Source organism: Alteromonas sp. DY56-G5, from assembly GCF_041414725.1.
GTDB lineage: Bacteria > Pseudomonadota > Gammaproteobacteria > Enterobacterales > Alteromonadaceae > Alteromonas > Alteromonas macleodii.
The window spans coordinates 43,734-59,788 of the sequence record NZ_JANHZQ010000006.1 but is presented as its reverse complement, the minus strand read 5'-3'; the positions used below and the strand labels follow the sequence as shown (position 1 = coordinate 59,788).

Genomic DNA, 16,055 nt, shown 5'->3' with positions numbered 1-16,055 from the left:
GGATTATGTCAAACGATTTATGGGCTACACCACCAGAGGTGTTCAACGCGCTAGATAAAGAGTTTTGCTTTGGGTTCGATGTGTGCGCCGAGTATGAAACGGCGAAGTGTCCAGATTATTGGACTATCGATGACGATGCGCTTTCTATGAACTGGGCTGAAGATGCTAAGTCTCGCATACCGGGAGCCGGGTTAATTGAAATGGGTGCTCTTTGGTGCAACCCACCATACAGCAACATTAAGCCCTGGGTGGAAAAGGCGATTGAAGCGCAACTAAACGGGCGAATGACAGTAATGCTCGTTATGTGCGACCCCTCAGTTAAATGGTTCAGCCTTGCTCAGCAATACGCCAGTGAAACCCGCTTTATCACCGATGGGCGCTTAGCGTTCCTAAAGAACGGCGTACCGCAAAAGGGTAATAACAAAGGCTCAGTGATATTCGTATTTGACCCACACCGCGTAAGTGCCGGGCATGTGTCGTTTGTTACGCGTGAAGCGCTAATTACTAAAGGGCAGATTAATAAGTTAGAGGTGGCAGCATGAACCGCATTCAAAGAGAAAACCGTGAAAGCAAATTAGCAAGAGAAATCGTTCACCCCAAAGTAAAGCGTAGAGGTGAGACTCTTCGTGCCATTGAAAGGAAAAAGGAATTCATCGCCCTAGAATTGAATGATCAAGACCGCTTTAACCAGATTTGGAAGGAACTTGAAGCGTGAGATGGCAAAGCGTAACAGTGTCAAACGTTCAGCAGCTTGAATCAGTGAATCAAGCAGCCTGTGAATGGTTCCGTTAAGGTAAAATGGTTGATGTGAAGGTGCGTGAAAGCGCCCCTTCACGCCTAGATGCTATGAAAGCATTGCAGCATCATTGGTATAACGAACTAAGCGCCCAGACAGGCAAAAGCGCAAAGTATATGAACGCTTATTGCAAGTTGGTGTTTGGCGTTCCGATTGCGCGTGAATCAGATGCAGAGTTTCGAAGCCTTTATGATTTTGCAATACGACCGCTTAGCAAAGAAGTGAAGATTCGCTTAATGGTCCCCCCAACGTCATTAACGGTAACGGGAAACTTTAACACCAAGCAAATGCACCGCTATTTGAACGCCATCAAAGACTGGGCTGACCGCAAGCGCTACAGGCTAACCACTAATCACGATCTTTATTTAAATGCTATGGGGGCTTGATGAAAGTTAACACACTAAATTTAGTGTCACGAGAGAAGCGTAAAGCTGTCTTATCAGACCTAAATCAAGCAAGAAAAGAACGTAAGCAAAAGTTAATTGCTAGCCAATTGAAAGAGTTTCAAGAGGAAGGTAAAGCCCTAAAAAACGAAGTAGTTATTACTGCAGGAAAAAGCATTCTCGGCACTGGTTTTCTTGATATAGAAGATATTGTTGAAACCGCTTCAAAGTACAAGCCAGTTATCGGTATTTACTTTCTTATCCTTGATAAAAAAGTTGTATATATCGGCCAGTCAATAAATATCACATCGCGTATCGGTCATCATTTTGGGGTTTACCAATTTGACTCTTATTCATTTATTGAGTGCAGCGCAGAAGAATTAGACTTGTTGGAGTCTATTTATATACAAGCTTACTTACCCCCTCTGAATGGGCGTTCGCCTACTGGGAAAGTAACATCACCCTTGTCGGCAAAGAGAATTATCGGCATGGCAGGTAAAGCATGAAGTACGTTAAAGATAATATAAATGATGCTGTAGTTAAAAAGCACGCTAAAAACCCAGAAATACATGCTATTTCAGATCCGCGCTATCAAATCGAGCTCAGATTTCACAAATCAAGAACGAAAGCTACATGGAACCTTCGCCTATACGAGCAAGGGAAAATATATAGGCACAGAATTGGTTACTGGCCCGTTCTCAGTGCTAAAAACGCAATCGCCATGGTTCCCGATGTTTTAAGGCGCCTCGGTGCAGGCGAAGAATTACAGGTTAGCGAGTTTAGTACGGTAAATGATTTGCTGAACTGGTATTTAGAGCGGGTGGAAAAAGAAGCCGCGAAAAGTGCAGACAGAAAAAAGAACGTAAAAAGCGCAATAAGAACGCATTTACTCCCAAGACTTGATGGGCTTTTGCTGGCTAACGTAAAGAAAGTGGTTATCGATCAGATGCTATTACTGCCACTGCAAGGAGAAGGCCTAAAACCTTCTACCATTCGTCAATACTTTGCAATTTTGAAACGTGTATTTGCCAGTGCTTCTGAGTTAGGGCTTATCACCGTAAACCCTATGGCCAGCATGAAGTTCAGCGATCACATTCAAAAACGAATACTACCCAAGTTTGGCAAGCTTCAGGTGCAAGATGCTCAGCGCATCAAAGACATAATCATGGAGCAGCCAACAAAACCCAGAATGTTAATGCTCATCATGCTGATGTTCGCTACTAGAATTGGTGAGACCCGCCAGTTGATGTGGAAACACGTAGACTTAGAAGGGCGCAGAATAATCATCCCCGACTCGATAACCAAGACTGGTGTTACTCACGTTCTCCCACTCACTGATAAGTCATTACAACTGCTTAGCGAGTTTAGAGGGAAATCTCACGGCGCTTATCTGTTTGGAAGGAATAGTCCTATGTCGGCCAGTTCAGCAGATCAAATGATACGCACCGCTTCTAAGGGGCAGTTTAGCGCTCACGACCTCAGAAAAATGGCTCTGAGTGTTTGGGCTGAGATAGGTGTTGATTACTGGGTGGCAGAACAATTACTCAATCATAAGCCTAAAGGGCTTGATTTAGTTTACATACAAGCTGACTCATCAAAGGTAAAAAAGGCCGCTTTAGAGAAGTATCACAACTGGCTATTCAAGGTAGAAAATACGCCTTCTGAGGTGGTAACGACCCAAAATGAAAACGCGGTAATTTTACAGTTTAACAATTGGTTAGCGTGATTGTTGGCTTTTTCCACATGGAATACACAAAACAGTAAAAAGGGGTGTTGAATGGATAAGTATGGCTTCGGCGGATTAGTAAGAAATTTAATAAAAAGAGCCCGTGATGACATGCGTCAGACAGGCAGAACAACATCGATGTTAGAGCGAGTTCAACCAAATGACCTAGTTGTCTTTCACCGGCCTGAATCAGCTAAATGGTTTGAAAGAAAGGCGCGTGAAGCTGGTAAAGAAGTGAGGACTGCGGTTGTTTCTCCTGAAAACCCTTCACTGTTAAGCGAGATAAACCCAAGTGGTCGGCAACGAATAGTTTTAGATCATGATTGGGTAGAGATTTATATCTAGCAGTACGTCCAGTTGGCCTGTGAAAACATTGCCATACTTGAACGCGAGATCGAGACTGTGAATCCTCCTCAATATAGAGGTAGCTGGAATAATGGCTAAGCATATAGAAGATGACCACCAAAAAAGCTTGGTGCAGTGGGCTAAATTAAGACGCTTACCAGATGGTGAAAATATTGAAAGCGGTGCCAAGGTAATTGATTACTTGTATGCCATACCCAATGGCGGTACCAGAAATAAGAGAGAGGCAGGCCGCTTAAAAATGCAAGGTGTTAAAGCTGGCGTTAGTGATTTGCACTTTGCTCTACCAATTAACGGGAAATCTGGTTTGTGGATTGAAATGAAACAACCAGACAGGAAGAAAGCGAGCGTTACTGCTCTACAAAAAGCTTGGATTGCACGAATGAAACTTGCTGGTTATGACGCTCACGTTTGCTATGGGTATCAAGAAGCAAAGCAGGTAATTGAAAACTACATAGCGGCATAGGCCGTGCGCTAAGGTGAAATAATGGCAGCAATTAAGATTACACACGAAGAACTGCGCGAGGAACTACGAGCAGGTAAAAAGCCAATGGAGATAGCTGAAGCTTATAACATGACGCACAGCGTTGTATTAAGGCGCATAAAAGCATTAAAAGAAACGGGTTACGATCCAGATAACGATAGAGATTATAACAACCCCGAGAACCACCCCGTTGCTGGCTACTCAACATTAGTTAGGCATAAAAGCGCTAATGATAGTAGCACCGGCAAAGTGCTTGAATGGGTTAAGACTCGTGTAGACGTTCGTGAGCAAATGGACGCAGCAACCGCAATGCTCGATACCATGATTTCTGATATTAAGCCATTGCCGGTTATCCCATTCAGAAACAAGGTTGCATCCACTGACCAGTTCACAGTGATACCGATTGGTGATCCGCACATCGGCCTAATGACATGGAGTAAAGAAGTAGGCGAGGACTGGGATATTAAAATCGCAGACCGCGTATACAGGAAAGTATTCAAGCGCCTTTTATCGAACCTACCAGATACTGAAGAATGTATTTTGGTGAATACCGGAGATTTCTTCCATGCTGATAACATCCAAGGTGAAACTAGCCGCAGCAAACACAAGCTTGATCTTGATGGGCGCCACGGTAAATGGCTGGATGCTGGCTTTGTTGTTATCCGCATGTTTATTGATGCTTGTTTACGTAAATATAAGAAAGTGGAATTTATCAACGTACCAGGTAACCACGATGATATTTTGGGTCGCGCTATCGGTTCTTACGTTTGGCAGCTGTATCGCGATAACCCACGCATAACTGTGCAAAAAGGTGATAGCCCGTTTCAGTACGTAAAGCGCGGAAAAGTTTTACTTGGTTTCGCCCACGGCCATACATGCAGGCTATCAAGTTTGCCGGGCAAAATGGCAGACGATCAGTTCAAGCTTTGGGGTAAAACCACGTACCGCCACTGGATAACAGGCCACGTTCACCACAATTCATGGACCCAATTTAAAGAACACCCTGGTTGCAAAGTTGAAACCGTTGGCATTATCCCACCAAAAGACGCTTATGCTCATGGTGGCGCATACGGAGCAGCGCGAGGTATTCAAGGTATTATCTTTGATAAGAAGATAGGATACTCACCAAAACGTATTGAAGAAACAGTAAGGGCGAACGACTAATGAGCGCTCTAATTATATTCATAAGTCAATTCGCCGTAGTTTTCCTACTGGGCATCCAAAGCCAGATGGTTAGGGATGCAAACTGTGCCGGTGCAGCTGTAGGAAGTTTATTCATCGGTGCCAGCCAGTTTTTTGTATTTTCAATAATAGGCGGTTTAAGTGCTGGCGATATGTTCACAGTAGAAGGTATCGCTTTCATGCTATCAGGCCCCGCGGCCATAGTTGCATCAATCAAAACTCACCCATACATGGTGAAACACGTTTTTAAAGGGCGCAAGCAATGATCATAGGTTTAACAGGTAAAGCAAGAAGCGGTAAAGATACGGTTGCTGAGCATTTAGCAGTAGCCCATGGATTTCACCACTATTGGTTTAGCAAGCCAATGAAGGACGCATGCCGCAGTATGTTCGGTTGGGATAATGCACATTTATATGGTGATTTGAAAGAAGTGGTAGACCCACGCTTTGGTATTTCGCCTCGAGTAGCATTGCAAACGCTCGGAACGGAGTGGGGGCGCAATACTATCAATTCAGATTTGTGGATATTGCGAGCGCAAAAGGAAATGGAGCAGCATGATTGTATAGTGATTAGTGATTGCCGCTTTGATAATGAAGCCGAGGCAGTTTTAGCCGCTGGAGGCGTTGTTATTGAAGTTTCACGCACAAATATTAATGAGGTTGCCGCCCATTCATCAGAGAACGGAGTAAGCGCCAACCTTATTACTTTCCGAATTGATAATAACGGCACATTGCAAGACCTATATAAGTCAGTTGATAGCTTACTTATTCAAGCGCTGGCCGCGTGAAAAAGGTACAATAAAGCAAAGGGGGCGCTATGACTGATAACAATGCAACAAAAGGCGGTAAGCTTGTTAAATTAGCCAGAACGATACGCGGTTATAGTCGGGCTGAACTGGCAGAGCTAACAGGCTTTTCAGTGAAAACGCTTTATAACTGGGAGTCTGGCAGGGCTCGCCCTAGTTATGATGATGTTGACCTGATTATTAAAACGTTACACCTTACTATCTCAGATTTGGAGGGTATGCCTCATGCAGCTTAAGACTATCAAGCAGGTTCGAAAAGACTTACGTGTATGGGGCTCGTTTTGGGCTAGTGCTGAAATGGGGCAGGGTTATGCGCGACAATCAGTAACGGATAGAATATGTGAGATAATGAGAACGCAAGTTCAAATATCTTCTGACTTACACCTTTTTAGCCATCAAGCTGATAATTTCTATGTGCCCCCGCATATTGATGAAATAGGAAAAGCAATAGATAGGTTGTCTCTTAGTTGTCGAACCGCTGTTAAGGATAAATACATTAAAAGAAAGGTTCGTGATGATTACTATATTCGCGAAGCTGAGAACACGTTAATAGCGTTTTTGTGATTTAAAGTGGCTTATTGAGAAGTAAAGCGCCACATTTTACCCGTTATTAGCCAGATGTTACGTTTTATTGCACCCCCGAAAATGCCATAATATTTGTATTCTGGTAACAGTTACATACGAAGCCCCTTCATCACGTTGGGGCTTTTTTATGCCCTAAGAAAAGTCATGAATTATCAATCAACCATTAATCAATTGAAGCGTCATGAAGGCTTGAAGCTTAAGCCTTATAAATGTACTGCCGGTAAGCTAACAATTGGTTATGGTCGCAATCTTGAAGATAAGGGCATAAACAAATCTGAAGCAGAAGAAATGCTTCTTCGTGATATCTGCGAAGTTGAAGAAAGGCTTTTTGATGCTGGAATGTTAGATAGTCAGAACGATGCTCGTAAAGCAGTATTGATCAACATGGCCTTTCAGCTAGGTTTCAATGGCCTTCTTGGTTTCAAGAACATGCTGGAAGCTGTTCGCCGTCACGAATACGAATTAGCTGGTAAAGAAATGCTTAATAGCCGCTGGGCTATGCAGACACCAAACCGCGCTAAAGAACTCTACGACCAAATGGTTACTGGTGAATTTCAATGAACTGGCAAGAACTAGGTAAACAAGTAGCGGATTATGCGCCACTGTTAGGCGGTGTTCTTGGTGGTCCATCAGGTGCGGCTGTCGGAACAATGTTGGCAAGCAAGTTCGGCACAAAAGAAACGCCTAACGATATTGCTGCAGCTATCCAAGCAGACCCAAACGCAGCGCTTAAGCTGAAAGAAATAGAGTCAAACAACGAGACTAAGCTTCAAGAACTGTACTTGAAAGACAAACAGAACGCTCGTTTAAGTCATAAAGACAGCAGAATGCCAGCGGCATTATCAATCGCACTCACTTTATTCGTTGTACTGGTAGTTTATTTGCTTTTTTTCGCGCCAGTGCCAGATGCATCAAAAGACGTATTGTTCATGTTACTAGGCGTGGTTGTAAAAGAATGGTCGAATGCTATGCAATATTGGTACGGAACAACCCGTTCAAGTAGCGATAAAACGAAGTTAATAGCGGCTCGTAACTAATGAGCACTGAGAACAAATTCCACATCGAGAAGTCTATTTCCGTAGGTCATATCATCACCACTATCGTTCTTTTAGTAGGTGGTATTCAATATCTTTCGGATTTCGATAAACGTATAGCGGCTGCTGAACAGGACATCGAGTTTTTGCAGCAACAGCGTATTGAAGACGCTCGCAGAATCGAAAAGCGCCTAGATAGCATTGACTCTAAACTCGATCGCATTCTTCAGGTGAGTAAATAACTAAGGGGTAGTCATGGCCTACTCAACCATCAAATCAATAGATGGGTTAGTAGTAGAGTCAGAACTGACTGGCGCAACCCTAAAAATATATGATTGCGAGGCAAGAACTCGCTTAGTATTCAATGTCAACGTAACACATGCTGGCGATAGAACGGCAAGGCTTTTTAATGGTTGCGGTTCAATAACATTAGAAGTAAGAAAAGCGATTAGGGCTTACCTTAAGCATAATAACTTTGAGTTCCTAACCTTTGAGCGCGGTAATCCAGAAGATGGACTAAGGCCAATAACTGGTAGGGTGTGACAATGCAAATCAGTTTCAAGAATGATATTGCAGCACTAACCAAAGACCTTAAAGCCATAAAGCAATCGGCTGTGCCAAAGGCAACGGTTCAAGCACTTAATCGAACTGGCCGAGGCACTAAGACCGACGCGGTTCGTGAAGTCAGCAAGAAGACCGGCATTCAGCAGAAAGAAGTACGCTCTAAGATATCTGGTCCATCAGATAACTTTAAATTCAAAGCTACACGTAACAAACAGTTTGCTACCGTTGATTCGTCAGAAGGTAGAGCATCAAACCTTATCAGTTTTGTATCCCCATCATTACGCAAGCCTAACCACTTCAACCACCGCAAGACATTAAAGAGTGGTCGAAAAGGTAAGTATCGCGCCAAGGGCGTAAAGGCTAGAGCATGGGGCAAAAGCAAAACATACGATGGAACATTCATTGGTAAAGGCAGGGGCTCAGGTAAGTACCTGGTGTTCGCTCGGAAGGGCAGCAGTCAGACCCCGCTTAAGTCAATCACTGGCCCATCAATCAGAGTCGAATTCAAATCAAAACCAATGCAAGCCAAGCTTAAAACTATGGCAGACGTTAGGTTTAAAAAGAACATGGCTGATGCCGTGCGCAACCAGATAAGACTGGCAACTAAAAACAAAGTGCAGCCGCGCTAATTCTTACACTACTTGTGTAATCGGCGAAAGCACGACAAAGACCGTGCCAAAAAAAATCGAGGAAGATAGAAATGTCAATAAAAAAAGGTACTTTCCAGCATCTTTTTTTGTTACGGGTACGCAGCAGCGCAAACTTTCGCTATTTATGACTCATTTTCGCTCTAGGTTGTTTAGTTATCGCCTAAAGCGTCACTGAAAAAGCACAAACCATGGACTCGCATTTACTCAACAAAAAAAACATGTCCGAGTCATTAGGTATTTCTACGCAAGCCTTTGACAAATGGGGCGTGAAGCCTCACAAGAAAGTGGGTCGACAAACGTTTTTTAGAGTTCAGGATGTGGTTGAAAATCGCATTGAAAACGAACTTAAGAAAAACAACAACCGAGTTAACCTTGGTGGCGAAACAATAGATCTCGAACTTGAACGTGCAATGCTCACTCAGCAGCAACGAATCACCCAGCAGATCAAGAACGAAATTTTGGAAGGTCGCGCAATTCCTGTAGAAGCTGCGCGAGATGTTCTAGCAAAAATATTAGCCCAAGTCGGCGCAACGCTAGATTCACTAGCACCAAATATCAAAAGACGACACCCAGAAATAGAGCAGAGGATTATCGACTTTATAAAGTCCGAAACCATCAAGCATCAAAACGAGGCGTCGAATCTTGATGATTACTTGGACGATATAATCGATGACGTTATCACTCAGGCAGAGGCGAAAGTTTAAGAAAGCGCTGCAAGAGGGTGCGAAAGTTCTTTACCGCTCGCCACCACTTACTGGTGTTGAATGGGCAGATAAACATTTTTATATGTCTCCTGAATCCTCTTACATTGAGGGGCCATGGAAGACCGCACCGAGTCAGATAGCAATTCTGAACTCAATGTGCAACGACGACATTAAAGAGGTTAACTGGTTAAAGTCGGCGCGTGTTGGTTATACCAAACTGATTTGTGCGGCTATTGGTTACTTCATTGAGCACAAAAAAAGAAATATAGGTGTTTGGCAGCCAGACGACGGTGCCCGTGATGGCTTTAGTAAAAAGCACATCGATCCTATGCTTCGCGATGTTGGTCCATTGCGCGCAATATTTCCTTACTTAAACAAAAAGAGTAAGCAAAACACCATTGAGAATAAGGCGTTTACTAACCGCCGTGAATTGTTCTTGATGGGTGGTAAGGCAGCTAAAAACTATCGTGAGAAATCCCTAGATTTATCGATATATGATGAGCTTTCAAAATTCGATAGAGATATTGAAGGCGAAGGTTCTGCCACTTTCCTTGGCGATAAACGCTTGGAAGGTTCAGCGTTCGGTAAATCAATACGGGGCTCTACGCCCACGATAAAAGGCGAGTGCCAAATCACAGAGGCCGCCGAAGAGTCAGAACAATATTTCAAACGCTACATACCTTGCCCACACTGCGGTACCCATCAGACGTTAATCTTTGGTGGTAAAGACAGCAAGTACGGTCTGGAATGGAATAGCGAGCTTGAAGGTTCAGAACGAGCGCGCACAGCAAAGTATCGCTGTATAGCCTGCAGTGAAACATTTTCATATTCAGATTTTATTGAGGCTGATCACAAAGGTTATTGGCTGAGCAATGAAGGCTTAGCAACCTACGACAGCATTACGTTCTATCACGCTGAAGGTTTTCCAGAAACAAAGAGTATAGCGCCCACACCAGAATCAGTTACCTGGTACATAAATTCGCTTTACTCAAACTTTTCTCCTTGGTCGAGAATTGTTACCGAGTGGTATAAGGCTCAAGGTAGCCAGATGAAGCTTAAGTCCTTCATCAATACAACACTTGGCGAGGCCTTTGAAGAAGTAGAGCGCTCAAAAACAGAGCCTGAACATTTGTTTGCTAGGCGTGAAGACTACCGCGCTGAAGTTCCTGATGATGTTGTATTCATCACGGTTGGTGGTGACATGCAAGACCACTGGGCGGAGTTCGTTGTTAAAGGTTGGACAGCCGGTGAAGAAAGCTTTGTTATAGATGCTTTTGAGGTTCACGGCGATCCATCCGTACCGCTTTTCTGGGACCAACTAGAAAAGCCTCTACGCAAGCAATACAAAAAAGCTAATGGTCAAGTGATGAACTGGGCAATTGGTTGCTTTGACTCAGGCGGTCATTATACCGATGAGGTATACAAGTTCACCAAACGCTTCGGTGTAATGCGGTTATTCCCATGCAAGGGCGCAAGCCAATATGGCAAGCCAATAGCGACGAAGCCTAAGAAGAAAAACTCTCACGGTGTCTACTTGGTTATGGTAGGTACCGATAACGCCAAAGACATAATTTCGGAAAGGCTGGGTATTGTTCCCGCTGAACCAGGCTTGAGAAAGCCCGGCTGCATTCATTTTCCAATGAAAGAGTGGTGCAACCTTTCTTTTTTCCAGCAGTTATTGGCCGAGTATAAAAAGCCGTTTTTCGTCAACGGCCAGAAAAGTTATAAGTGGCTCTGCCCAGATGGTGTAAGAAACGAAAAGCTAGATTGTGAAGTTTATAATCTAGCCGCGTTACGGGTAGCACAGCAATATTTAGCCCTTGATTTGGATTCCCTTGCAGCGATACCAGCTGAAGCCCAGCCAGAAGAATCAAGCTCCAGCAGCATGGCAGATTTAGGAAAACTACTTAATGGCAGCTAATGAAGTAAAACAGCTTGAAGAAGCCCAGTTGGCAAAGCATAAACTTGTAACGGGCGCGCGAGTTGTAAAAATTAACAAGGGCGGCATGTCAGTTGAGTATACCAGTGCCAACCTTTATGAGCTCAATGCTTATATAGCAGAGTTGGAATTAAAGGTTAACGGTAATCACCGCCGCCGCGCCCCAGTAGGTTTTAGATTCTAATGAAAAATGTTCAAATATTAGATCACAAAGGTCAACCAATGGCCGAATCTTACAAGGGCGCCGCACATGGTTTTGGTGGGCAGCTAACAGACTGGAACCCTACACTTCAATCAGCAGATGCTGCTTTATTGCCTAATCTTCAAATGGGTAATGCGCGCGCCGATGATCTTGTTAAAAACCACGGTTTTGCAAATGGTGCTGTGCAAATGCACGTTGATAACGTGGTGGGTTCTCTATTTCGCTTAAGCTATAAGCCGCAATGGCGAACACTTGGTATTCAGGAAGCAGACGCCCGCGCTTTAGCCGTAGATGTAGAAGCTGCATTTAAAGAACATGCTGAAGATAATGTAGGTTGTTACTTGGATGCAGAACGTAAGCGCACATTCACTATGATGGTCCGTGAAGTTGTTGCAACTCACGTTAATCTGGGTGAAGCGATGGCCGCCGCTGAATGGATCCGCCGCCCTGGTTCTTTGTTTAGAACTGCTATCAAGATGGTTTCACCCAAACGTGTTTCAAACCCAAATGGTGTGGCAGATAACCAGTTTTTGCGTGGTGGTGTAGAACAAGACCGCCATAGCAGCGCAGTTGCTTACCATGTTCTTAACCCTCGTTATGGCATGGGTGCATCGTTAAACGGCTATGGTTATGGCGAATGGACCCGTGTTCCTAGAGAAACCCGCTGGGGGCGCCAGCAGTTTATTCATGTATTTGAACCGCGTGAAGATGGGCAAACGCGAGGGGCAAACCAGTTCCTTTCTGTTATGGAGCAGCTTTTCATGATTGACAAGCTGCAATTAACAAAGCTTCAAAACGCCATTATTAACGCAATGTACGCCGCTGTAATTGAGTCGGACCTTGATTCAGAAACTGCGAATCAAATGATACTAGGCGCAGGACAGGGTAAGGATAACCCTGCAATAAAAGGGTTGTCTGCCATGATGGCAATGACTGGCCAGTATCACCAGGGCGCCAACGTTAAAATGAACGGCGCTAAAATTCCACATCTGTTCCCCGGTGAATCACTTAACTTAAAAACACCGGGTCATGCAGATAATGGTTTTGCAGACTTAGAAGCGTCAATACTTCGATATACCGCTGCAGGTATGGGCGTAAGTTATGAGCAATTAGCGCGAGATTACTCAAAAGTAAATTACTCAAGCGCCCGCGCATCGATGATGGAAAGCTGGCGCTATTTCATGGGTCGTAGAAAGGTTATTGCCTCGGGCTTTGCATCACGCGTATTTGCTTTGTGGCTAGAAGAAGCAGTAAGCCGAAATATTATTACCTTACCCCGCAAAGCTAAGTACAACTTCTACGAGCGAAAAGCAGCATGGTGTAACGCTGAGTGGATTGGTTCTGGCCGACTAGCAATAGATGGTCTGAAAGAAGTTAAAGAAGCGGTTCTAAGAATTGAGTCTGGTCTTTCTACTTACGAAAAAGAGTTAGCCACGATGGGTGAGGATTACCAAGAGATATTTAGTCAGCAAATTCGAGAAACCGAAGAGCGTAAAGCAGCGGGTTTACCCCCGCCAAGCTGGGTTCAAGTAAACCAGTTCGCCAGCAACGAATCAGAAGGAGAGGCCGCGTAAGCGGTTTTTTTGTGCCTATGTTAGAACAACTTGCCAATCAGTTTTTGGCTATGAATGCTAAGTCAGCTAGAAACCTTGTTGGTTCACTGTCGCGCCTTCAAAAAGGTGGTTTCTCAATCACTGATGATCAAGGTGCTGTTGATGCTACTGAGAAGCCGCGCATAAGCACCGCGTCTTTGGGTTATGGCATGAGCGGCCGAAACTACGACTCAAAGCCTTTCCACTTTATTGACGGTATAGCCATTATTCCCGTTATGGGAACGCTAGTTCATAAGCTTAGTTACTTTAGTTCATGGGCTACTGGCTACAACGTTATTGTTGGCATGTTCGATGCCGCTAACGCCGACCCTGATGTAGAGGGCATATTGCTTGCCATTAATTCGCCTGGCGGCACTGTTGCAGGCTGCTTTGACGCTACAGACCACATTGCACAAAACAAAGGTGATAAACCTGTTTGGGCAATTTATGACGACATGGCTTGCAGTGGCGCCATGTGTATCGCTAGCGTTGCAGACAAACGTTTAACAACACAAACCGCTATCAGTGGTTCTGTTGGCGTTGTTCAGATACATGCCAGCTATGAAGAAATGCTTGCCGAATCAGGCTTGGCGGTCACGCTAATTTATTCAGGTTCTCACAAGGTTGATGGCAACCCTTATAAAAACCTGCCCGAATCTGTTTATGAAGACTTTAAAACGCAGTGCGATGACTTGCGCCAACAGTTTGCCGAAAAGGTAGCAACGAACATTGGTTTACCTATTGAAACCGTTCTTGAAACGGAAGCGCAGACATATACCGGACAAGCAGCTGTAGATGCAGGACTAGCTGATGAGTTGGTTAACTCGCACAATATCATTTCACATTTTAAACAACATCTGTCCTCACCGGACAGTTCAACACTACGGAGCGTCACAATGAGTGAACAATCTACTTCGGTGGCAACTGAGTCGGTAACTGCCGGTGAAGAAGCCCAAGCTGCTACGCCAGCAACCGCTACTAATGAAAATACGGTAGACCATCAAGCACGTTGTAAAGCCATTATCACGGCTGAAGCTGCAGAAGGTCGCAAAGACTTAGCGAACCACTTGGCATTTGATACTGATATGTCAGTAGAGCAAGCGTTGGGTGTTTTAGCTAAAGCCCCTCAACAATCAGCAACCGCTGAACAGGGTAATGCGCTTGATGTTGCCATGGCTAACACTGAGCAACCAAACATCACGGCTGTTGCTGAAGACTCTGAACCTTCAGAGGCAGAACAGTTCGTTCAATCTTACAAAACTGCTACCGGAGCAAAGTAAATGACTACTGAATCTTACAACTATGATCATCCTGTCTCTGGCAGTGATGAAATCGCTACTACTAGCGTAACTATCGCGTCTGGTCAGAACCTGCCAGCAAATACCCCGCTTGGTCAAGTTACCGCTACTGGTAAGTTCGTTGAGTGTAACCCTTCAGCTACTAACGGTAGCCAAACAGCAGTTTACCTAACTGCACAAGCTGTTGATGCATCTGGCGGCGATACACAAGCACAGGTGATCAAGTCGGGAACATTCGACCCTGAACAATTGAACTGGCATGCAAACTTTGATGCCACTAAAAAATTAACTGCTTTTGTAGGTACACCAATCAGCCTGCAAAAACAATCAGCCGTTTTATAAGGAGCGCGCACAATGTTTACCCCTCTAGCAACTAGCACAATGCTTTCAATTGTTTCGACAATGGGCAAATTTGACCCGTTCTTTCTACGTCTGTTTTTCGGCAGCGTTGTAACTTCGCCAGATGAAAGCATCCACTTTGATAAAATCCATGACGATGTTGTTATGGCGCCGTTCGTATCTCCGATGATTGCCGGCAAGGTGCATAAGGAAAAAGGTGGTGAACTGAAAAAATTCACCCCTGCTTATGTTAAGCCAAAGCACGCCGTAAAGCCTTCGAACAACCTGAAACGCCGCCCCGGTGAATCTTATTTGGGTGAATTAACACCTGCCCAACGAAGACAAGCAACAGTTGTAGAATTGCTTGAACGCCAAGACAAAGCAATTACTGCTCGTGAAGAGTGGATGGCCGCACAAGCCGTACTTACTGGTTCTGTTACCGTTGACGGCGAAGACTACGAAAAGCAAGTAGTTGATTTTGGCCGCAATCCTGAAAACAGCATCACTCTAGCAGCGGGCGCTAAATGGGATGCAGTAGACCCTGAAACTTACGATCCAACCGATGACATTACCAACTGGGCAGAAAATGCCACGGGTAACATTAACACCATCGTTATGGGTAAAACGGCTTGGGCTAAGTTCTACTCGTTCAAGTCTGTAAAAGACAACTTAGACACTCGCCGTGGCAGTTCTTCAGAAATGGAAACGGCCACTAAAGACCTTGGTATGGTAGTTAGCTTTAAAGGTTACTTTGGTGATGTGGCGATTTGGGTTTACACAGGACAGTACATCGATGCTGAAACGGGCAACAAAGAATACTACATGCCAGTAGGTAAAATTCTTTTGGGTAACTCATCTTATGAGGGTATTCGCTGCTATGGCGCAATCCAAGATGTTCGCGCTAACGATGAAGGTATTGTTTCAGCTTCTCGCTATCCGAAAAACTGGATGCAAGAAGACCCATCGGTTGAGTACATTATGACACAATCAGCGCCCCTGATGGTAACGCCTGATCCAAATGCATTCGTTGATGTAACGGTCCTTTAATTTATCAATCAGGCGGGTTAAGCCCGCCTAAAGGTTATTTATGACAGCTCAAACAGCAAAGCAAAAGGCGTCAGCCGCAGCTAAAGATGCTAATAGCACAGACTCATCAGCATCAGTTAAAGATGTTAATAGCACAGACTCATCAGCATCAGCTAAAGATGCTAATAGCACCGCCCCAAAAGTTACAACTGAGAGCAAGATGGAAGTTTACCTTTCTAAAACTGTTCAGCTTGTACCAGGTGCAGAACCTCTCAAGCCCGGCTCACACTCTCTTATTGAATCGGTAGCGAAAGGGCTAATTGAAGACGGTTTGGCCGTTAGTAAAGAGTCTGCGAACAGCGAAGAAGACGGCGAAGAGTAGT

The 16,055-nt window shown here is 44.5% G+C and carries 25 protein-coding genes; all 25 read left to right on the top strand.

All coding sequences use genetic code 11. The annotated features are described in order from the left end of the window. Positions 1-5 precede the first annotated feature (5 nt). The 25 genes from NO989_RS04460 (at position 6) to NO989_RS04340 (ending at position 16,054) form a co-directional block, all read left to right on the top strand. The gene (locus NO989_RS04460) at positions 6-542 is read left to right on the top strand and encodes a phage N-6-adenine-methyltransferase (RefSeq protein ID WP_371342113.1); all 537 of its coding nucleotides are present in this window, start codon (positions 6-8) and stop codon (positions 540-542) included. Further along, entirely contained in the window at positions 539-715 is a 177-nt protein-coding gene (locus NO989_RS04455) for a hypothetical protein (protein WP_371342112.1), read from the top strand. The genes NO989_RS04460 and NO989_RS04455 overlap by 4 nt, the downstream gene beginning before the upstream one ends. Before the next feature lie 92 nt (positions 716-807). Next, positions 808-1,182, top strand: coding sequence for a hypothetical protein (locus tag NO989_RS04450; RefSeq protein WP_371342111.1), 375 nt, complete (start codon positions 808-810; stop codon positions 1,180-1,182). Then, positions 1,182-1,685 carry a GIY-YIG nuclease family protein gene (locus NO989_RS04445; RefSeq protein ID WP_371342110.1) on the top strand — a complete coding sequence of 168 codons (504 nt, stop codon included), beginning with the start codon at positions 1,182-1,184 and terminating at the stop codon, positions 1,683-1,685. Before NO989_RS04450 ends, NO989_RS04445 begins: the two co-directional genes overlap by 1 nt. Continuing rightward, positions 1,682-2,905, top strand: a complete 1,224-nt coding sequence (locus NO989_RS04440) for a tyrosine-type recombinase/integrase (RefSeq protein WP_371342109.1) — start codon at positions 1,682-1,684, stop codon at positions 2,903-2,905. The genes NO989_RS04445 and NO989_RS04440 overlap by 4 nt, the downstream gene beginning before the upstream one ends. 51 nt (positions 2,906-2,956) lie before the next feature. Continuing rightward, positions 2,957-3,250, top strand: a complete 294-nt coding sequence (locus NO989_RS04435) for a hypothetical protein (RefSeq protein ID WP_371342108.1) — start codon at positions 2,957-2,959, stop codon at positions 3,248-3,250. A 91-nt stretch (positions 3,251-3,341) separates the two neighbouring features. Beyond that, the gene (locus tag NO989_RS04430) at positions 3,342-3,734 is read left to right on the top strand and encodes a VRR-NUC domain-containing protein (protein WP_371342107.1); all 393 of its coding nucleotides are present in this window, start codon (positions 3,342-3,344) and stop codon (positions 3,732-3,734) included. 21 nt (positions 3,735-3,755) lie between these two features. After that, positions 3,756-4,916, top strand: coding sequence for a hypothetical protein (locus tag NO989_RS04425; protein ID WP_371342106.1), 1,161 nt, complete (start codon positions 3,756-3,758; stop codon positions 4,914-4,916). After that, positions 4,916-5,200, top strand: a complete 285-nt coding sequence (locus NO989_RS04420) for a hypothetical protein (protein ID WP_371342105.1) — start codon at positions 4,916-4,918, stop codon at positions 5,198-5,200. Before NO989_RS04425 ends, NO989_RS04420 begins: the two co-directional genes overlap by 1 nt. Beyond that, complete coding sequence (locus tag NO989_RS04415; protein ID WP_371342104.1) at positions 5,197-5,721, top strand: hypothetical protein; 525 nt, start codon at positions 5,197-5,199, stop codon at positions 5,719-5,721. Before NO989_RS04420 ends, NO989_RS04415 begins: the two co-directional genes overlap by 4 nt. Positions 5,722-5,750: 29 nt before the next feature. Then, on the top strand, positions 5,751-5,975 hold the full coding sequence (locus NO989_RS04410; protein WP_371342103.1) for a helix-turn-helix domain-containing protein: 225 nt from the start codon (positions 5,751-5,753) through the stop codon (positions 5,973-5,975). Further along, positions 5,965-6,303 (top strand): hypothetical protein, encoded by a 339-nt coding sequence (locus NO989_RS04405; RefSeq protein WP_371342102.1) that lies wholly within the window; start codon positions 5,965-5,967, stop codon positions 6,301-6,303. Before NO989_RS04410 ends, NO989_RS04405 begins: the two co-directional genes overlap by 11 nt. A 165-nt stretch (positions 6,304-6,468) precedes the next feature. Continuing rightward, positions 6,469-6,885, top strand: coding sequence for a glycoside hydrolase family protein (locus tag NO989_RS04400; protein WP_371342101.1), 417 nt, complete (start codon positions 6,469-6,471; stop codon positions 6,883-6,885). Continuing rightward, entirely contained in the window at positions 6,882-7,361 is a 480-nt protein-coding gene (locus NO989_RS04395) for a hypothetical protein (protein ID WP_371342100.1), read from the top strand. The genes NO989_RS04400 and NO989_RS04395 overlap by 4 nt, the downstream gene beginning before the upstream one ends. Next, on the top strand, positions 7,361-7,600 hold the full coding sequence (locus tag NO989_RS04390; RefSeq protein ID WP_342340962.1) for a hypothetical protein: 240 nt from the start codon (positions 7,361-7,363) through the stop codon (positions 7,598-7,600). Before NO989_RS04395 ends, NO989_RS04390 begins: the two co-directional genes overlap by 1 nt. Before the next feature lie 13 nt (positions 7,601-7,613). Next, entirely contained in the window at positions 7,614-7,901 is a 288-nt protein-coding gene (locus tag NO989_RS04385; protein ID WP_371342099.1) for a hypothetical protein, read from the top strand. A 2-nt stretch (positions 7,902-7,903) separates the two neighbouring features. Next, positions 7,904-8,551 carry a phage tail protein gene (locus tag NO989_RS04380; RefSeq protein WP_371342098.1) on the top strand — a complete coding sequence of 216 codons (648 nt, stop codon included), beginning with the start codon at positions 7,904-7,906 and terminating at the stop codon, positions 8,549-8,551. Positions 8,552-8,790: 239 nt separating this feature from the next. Continuing rightward, the gene (locus NO989_RS04375) at positions 8,791-9,276 is read left to right on the top strand and encodes a terminase small subunit (protein ID WP_371342097.1); all 486 of its coding nucleotides are present in this window, start codon (positions 8,791-8,793) and stop codon (positions 9,274-9,276) included. Next, positions 9,242-11,197, top strand: a complete 1,956-nt coding sequence (locus NO989_RS04370) for a phage terminase large subunit family protein (protein WP_371342096.1) — start codon at positions 9,242-9,244, stop codon at positions 11,195-11,197. The genes NO989_RS04375 and NO989_RS04370 overlap by 35 nt, the downstream gene beginning before the upstream one ends. Continuing rightward, positions 11,187-11,399: a gpW family head-tail joining protein gene (gene gpW / locus NO989_RS04365; protein ID WP_371342095.1), complete on the top strand. Its 213-nt coding sequence runs from the start codon at positions 11,187-11,189 to the stop codon at positions 11,397-11,399. The genes NO989_RS04370 and gpW overlap by 11 nt, the downstream gene beginning before the upstream one ends. Before the next feature lie 38 nt (positions 11,400-11,437). Then, the gene (locus NO989_RS04360; RefSeq protein ID WP_371342094.1) at positions 11,438-12,991 is read left to right on the top strand and encodes a phage portal protein; all 1,554 of its coding nucleotides are present in this window, start codon (positions 11,438-11,440) and stop codon (positions 12,989-12,991) included. 17 nt (positions 12,992-13,008) lie between these two features. Beyond that, complete coding sequence (locus NO989_RS04355; RefSeq protein ID WP_371342165.1) at positions 13,009-14,289, top strand: S49 family peptidase; 1,281 nt, start codon at positions 13,009-13,011, stop codon at positions 14,287-14,289. Beyond that, on the top strand, positions 14,290-14,649 hold the full coding sequence (locus NO989_RS04350) for a head decoration protein (RefSeq protein ID WP_371342093.1): 360 nt from the start codon (positions 14,290-14,292) through the stop codon (positions 14,647-14,649). It begins immediately after the preceding gene. Positions 14,650-14,661: 12 nt separating this feature from the next. After that, positions 14,662-15,693: a major capsid protein gene (locus tag NO989_RS04345; RefSeq protein ID WP_371342092.1), complete on the top strand. Its 1,032-nt coding sequence runs from the start codon at positions 14,662-14,664 to the stop codon at positions 15,691-15,693. Between the two features lie 40 nt (positions 15,694-15,733). Then, a complete protein-coding gene (locus NO989_RS04340) occupies positions 15,734-16,054 on the top strand; it encodes a hypothetical protein (RefSeq protein ID WP_371342091.1) in 321 nt (106 codons plus the stop codon). Position 16,055: the final 1 nt, after the last annotated feature.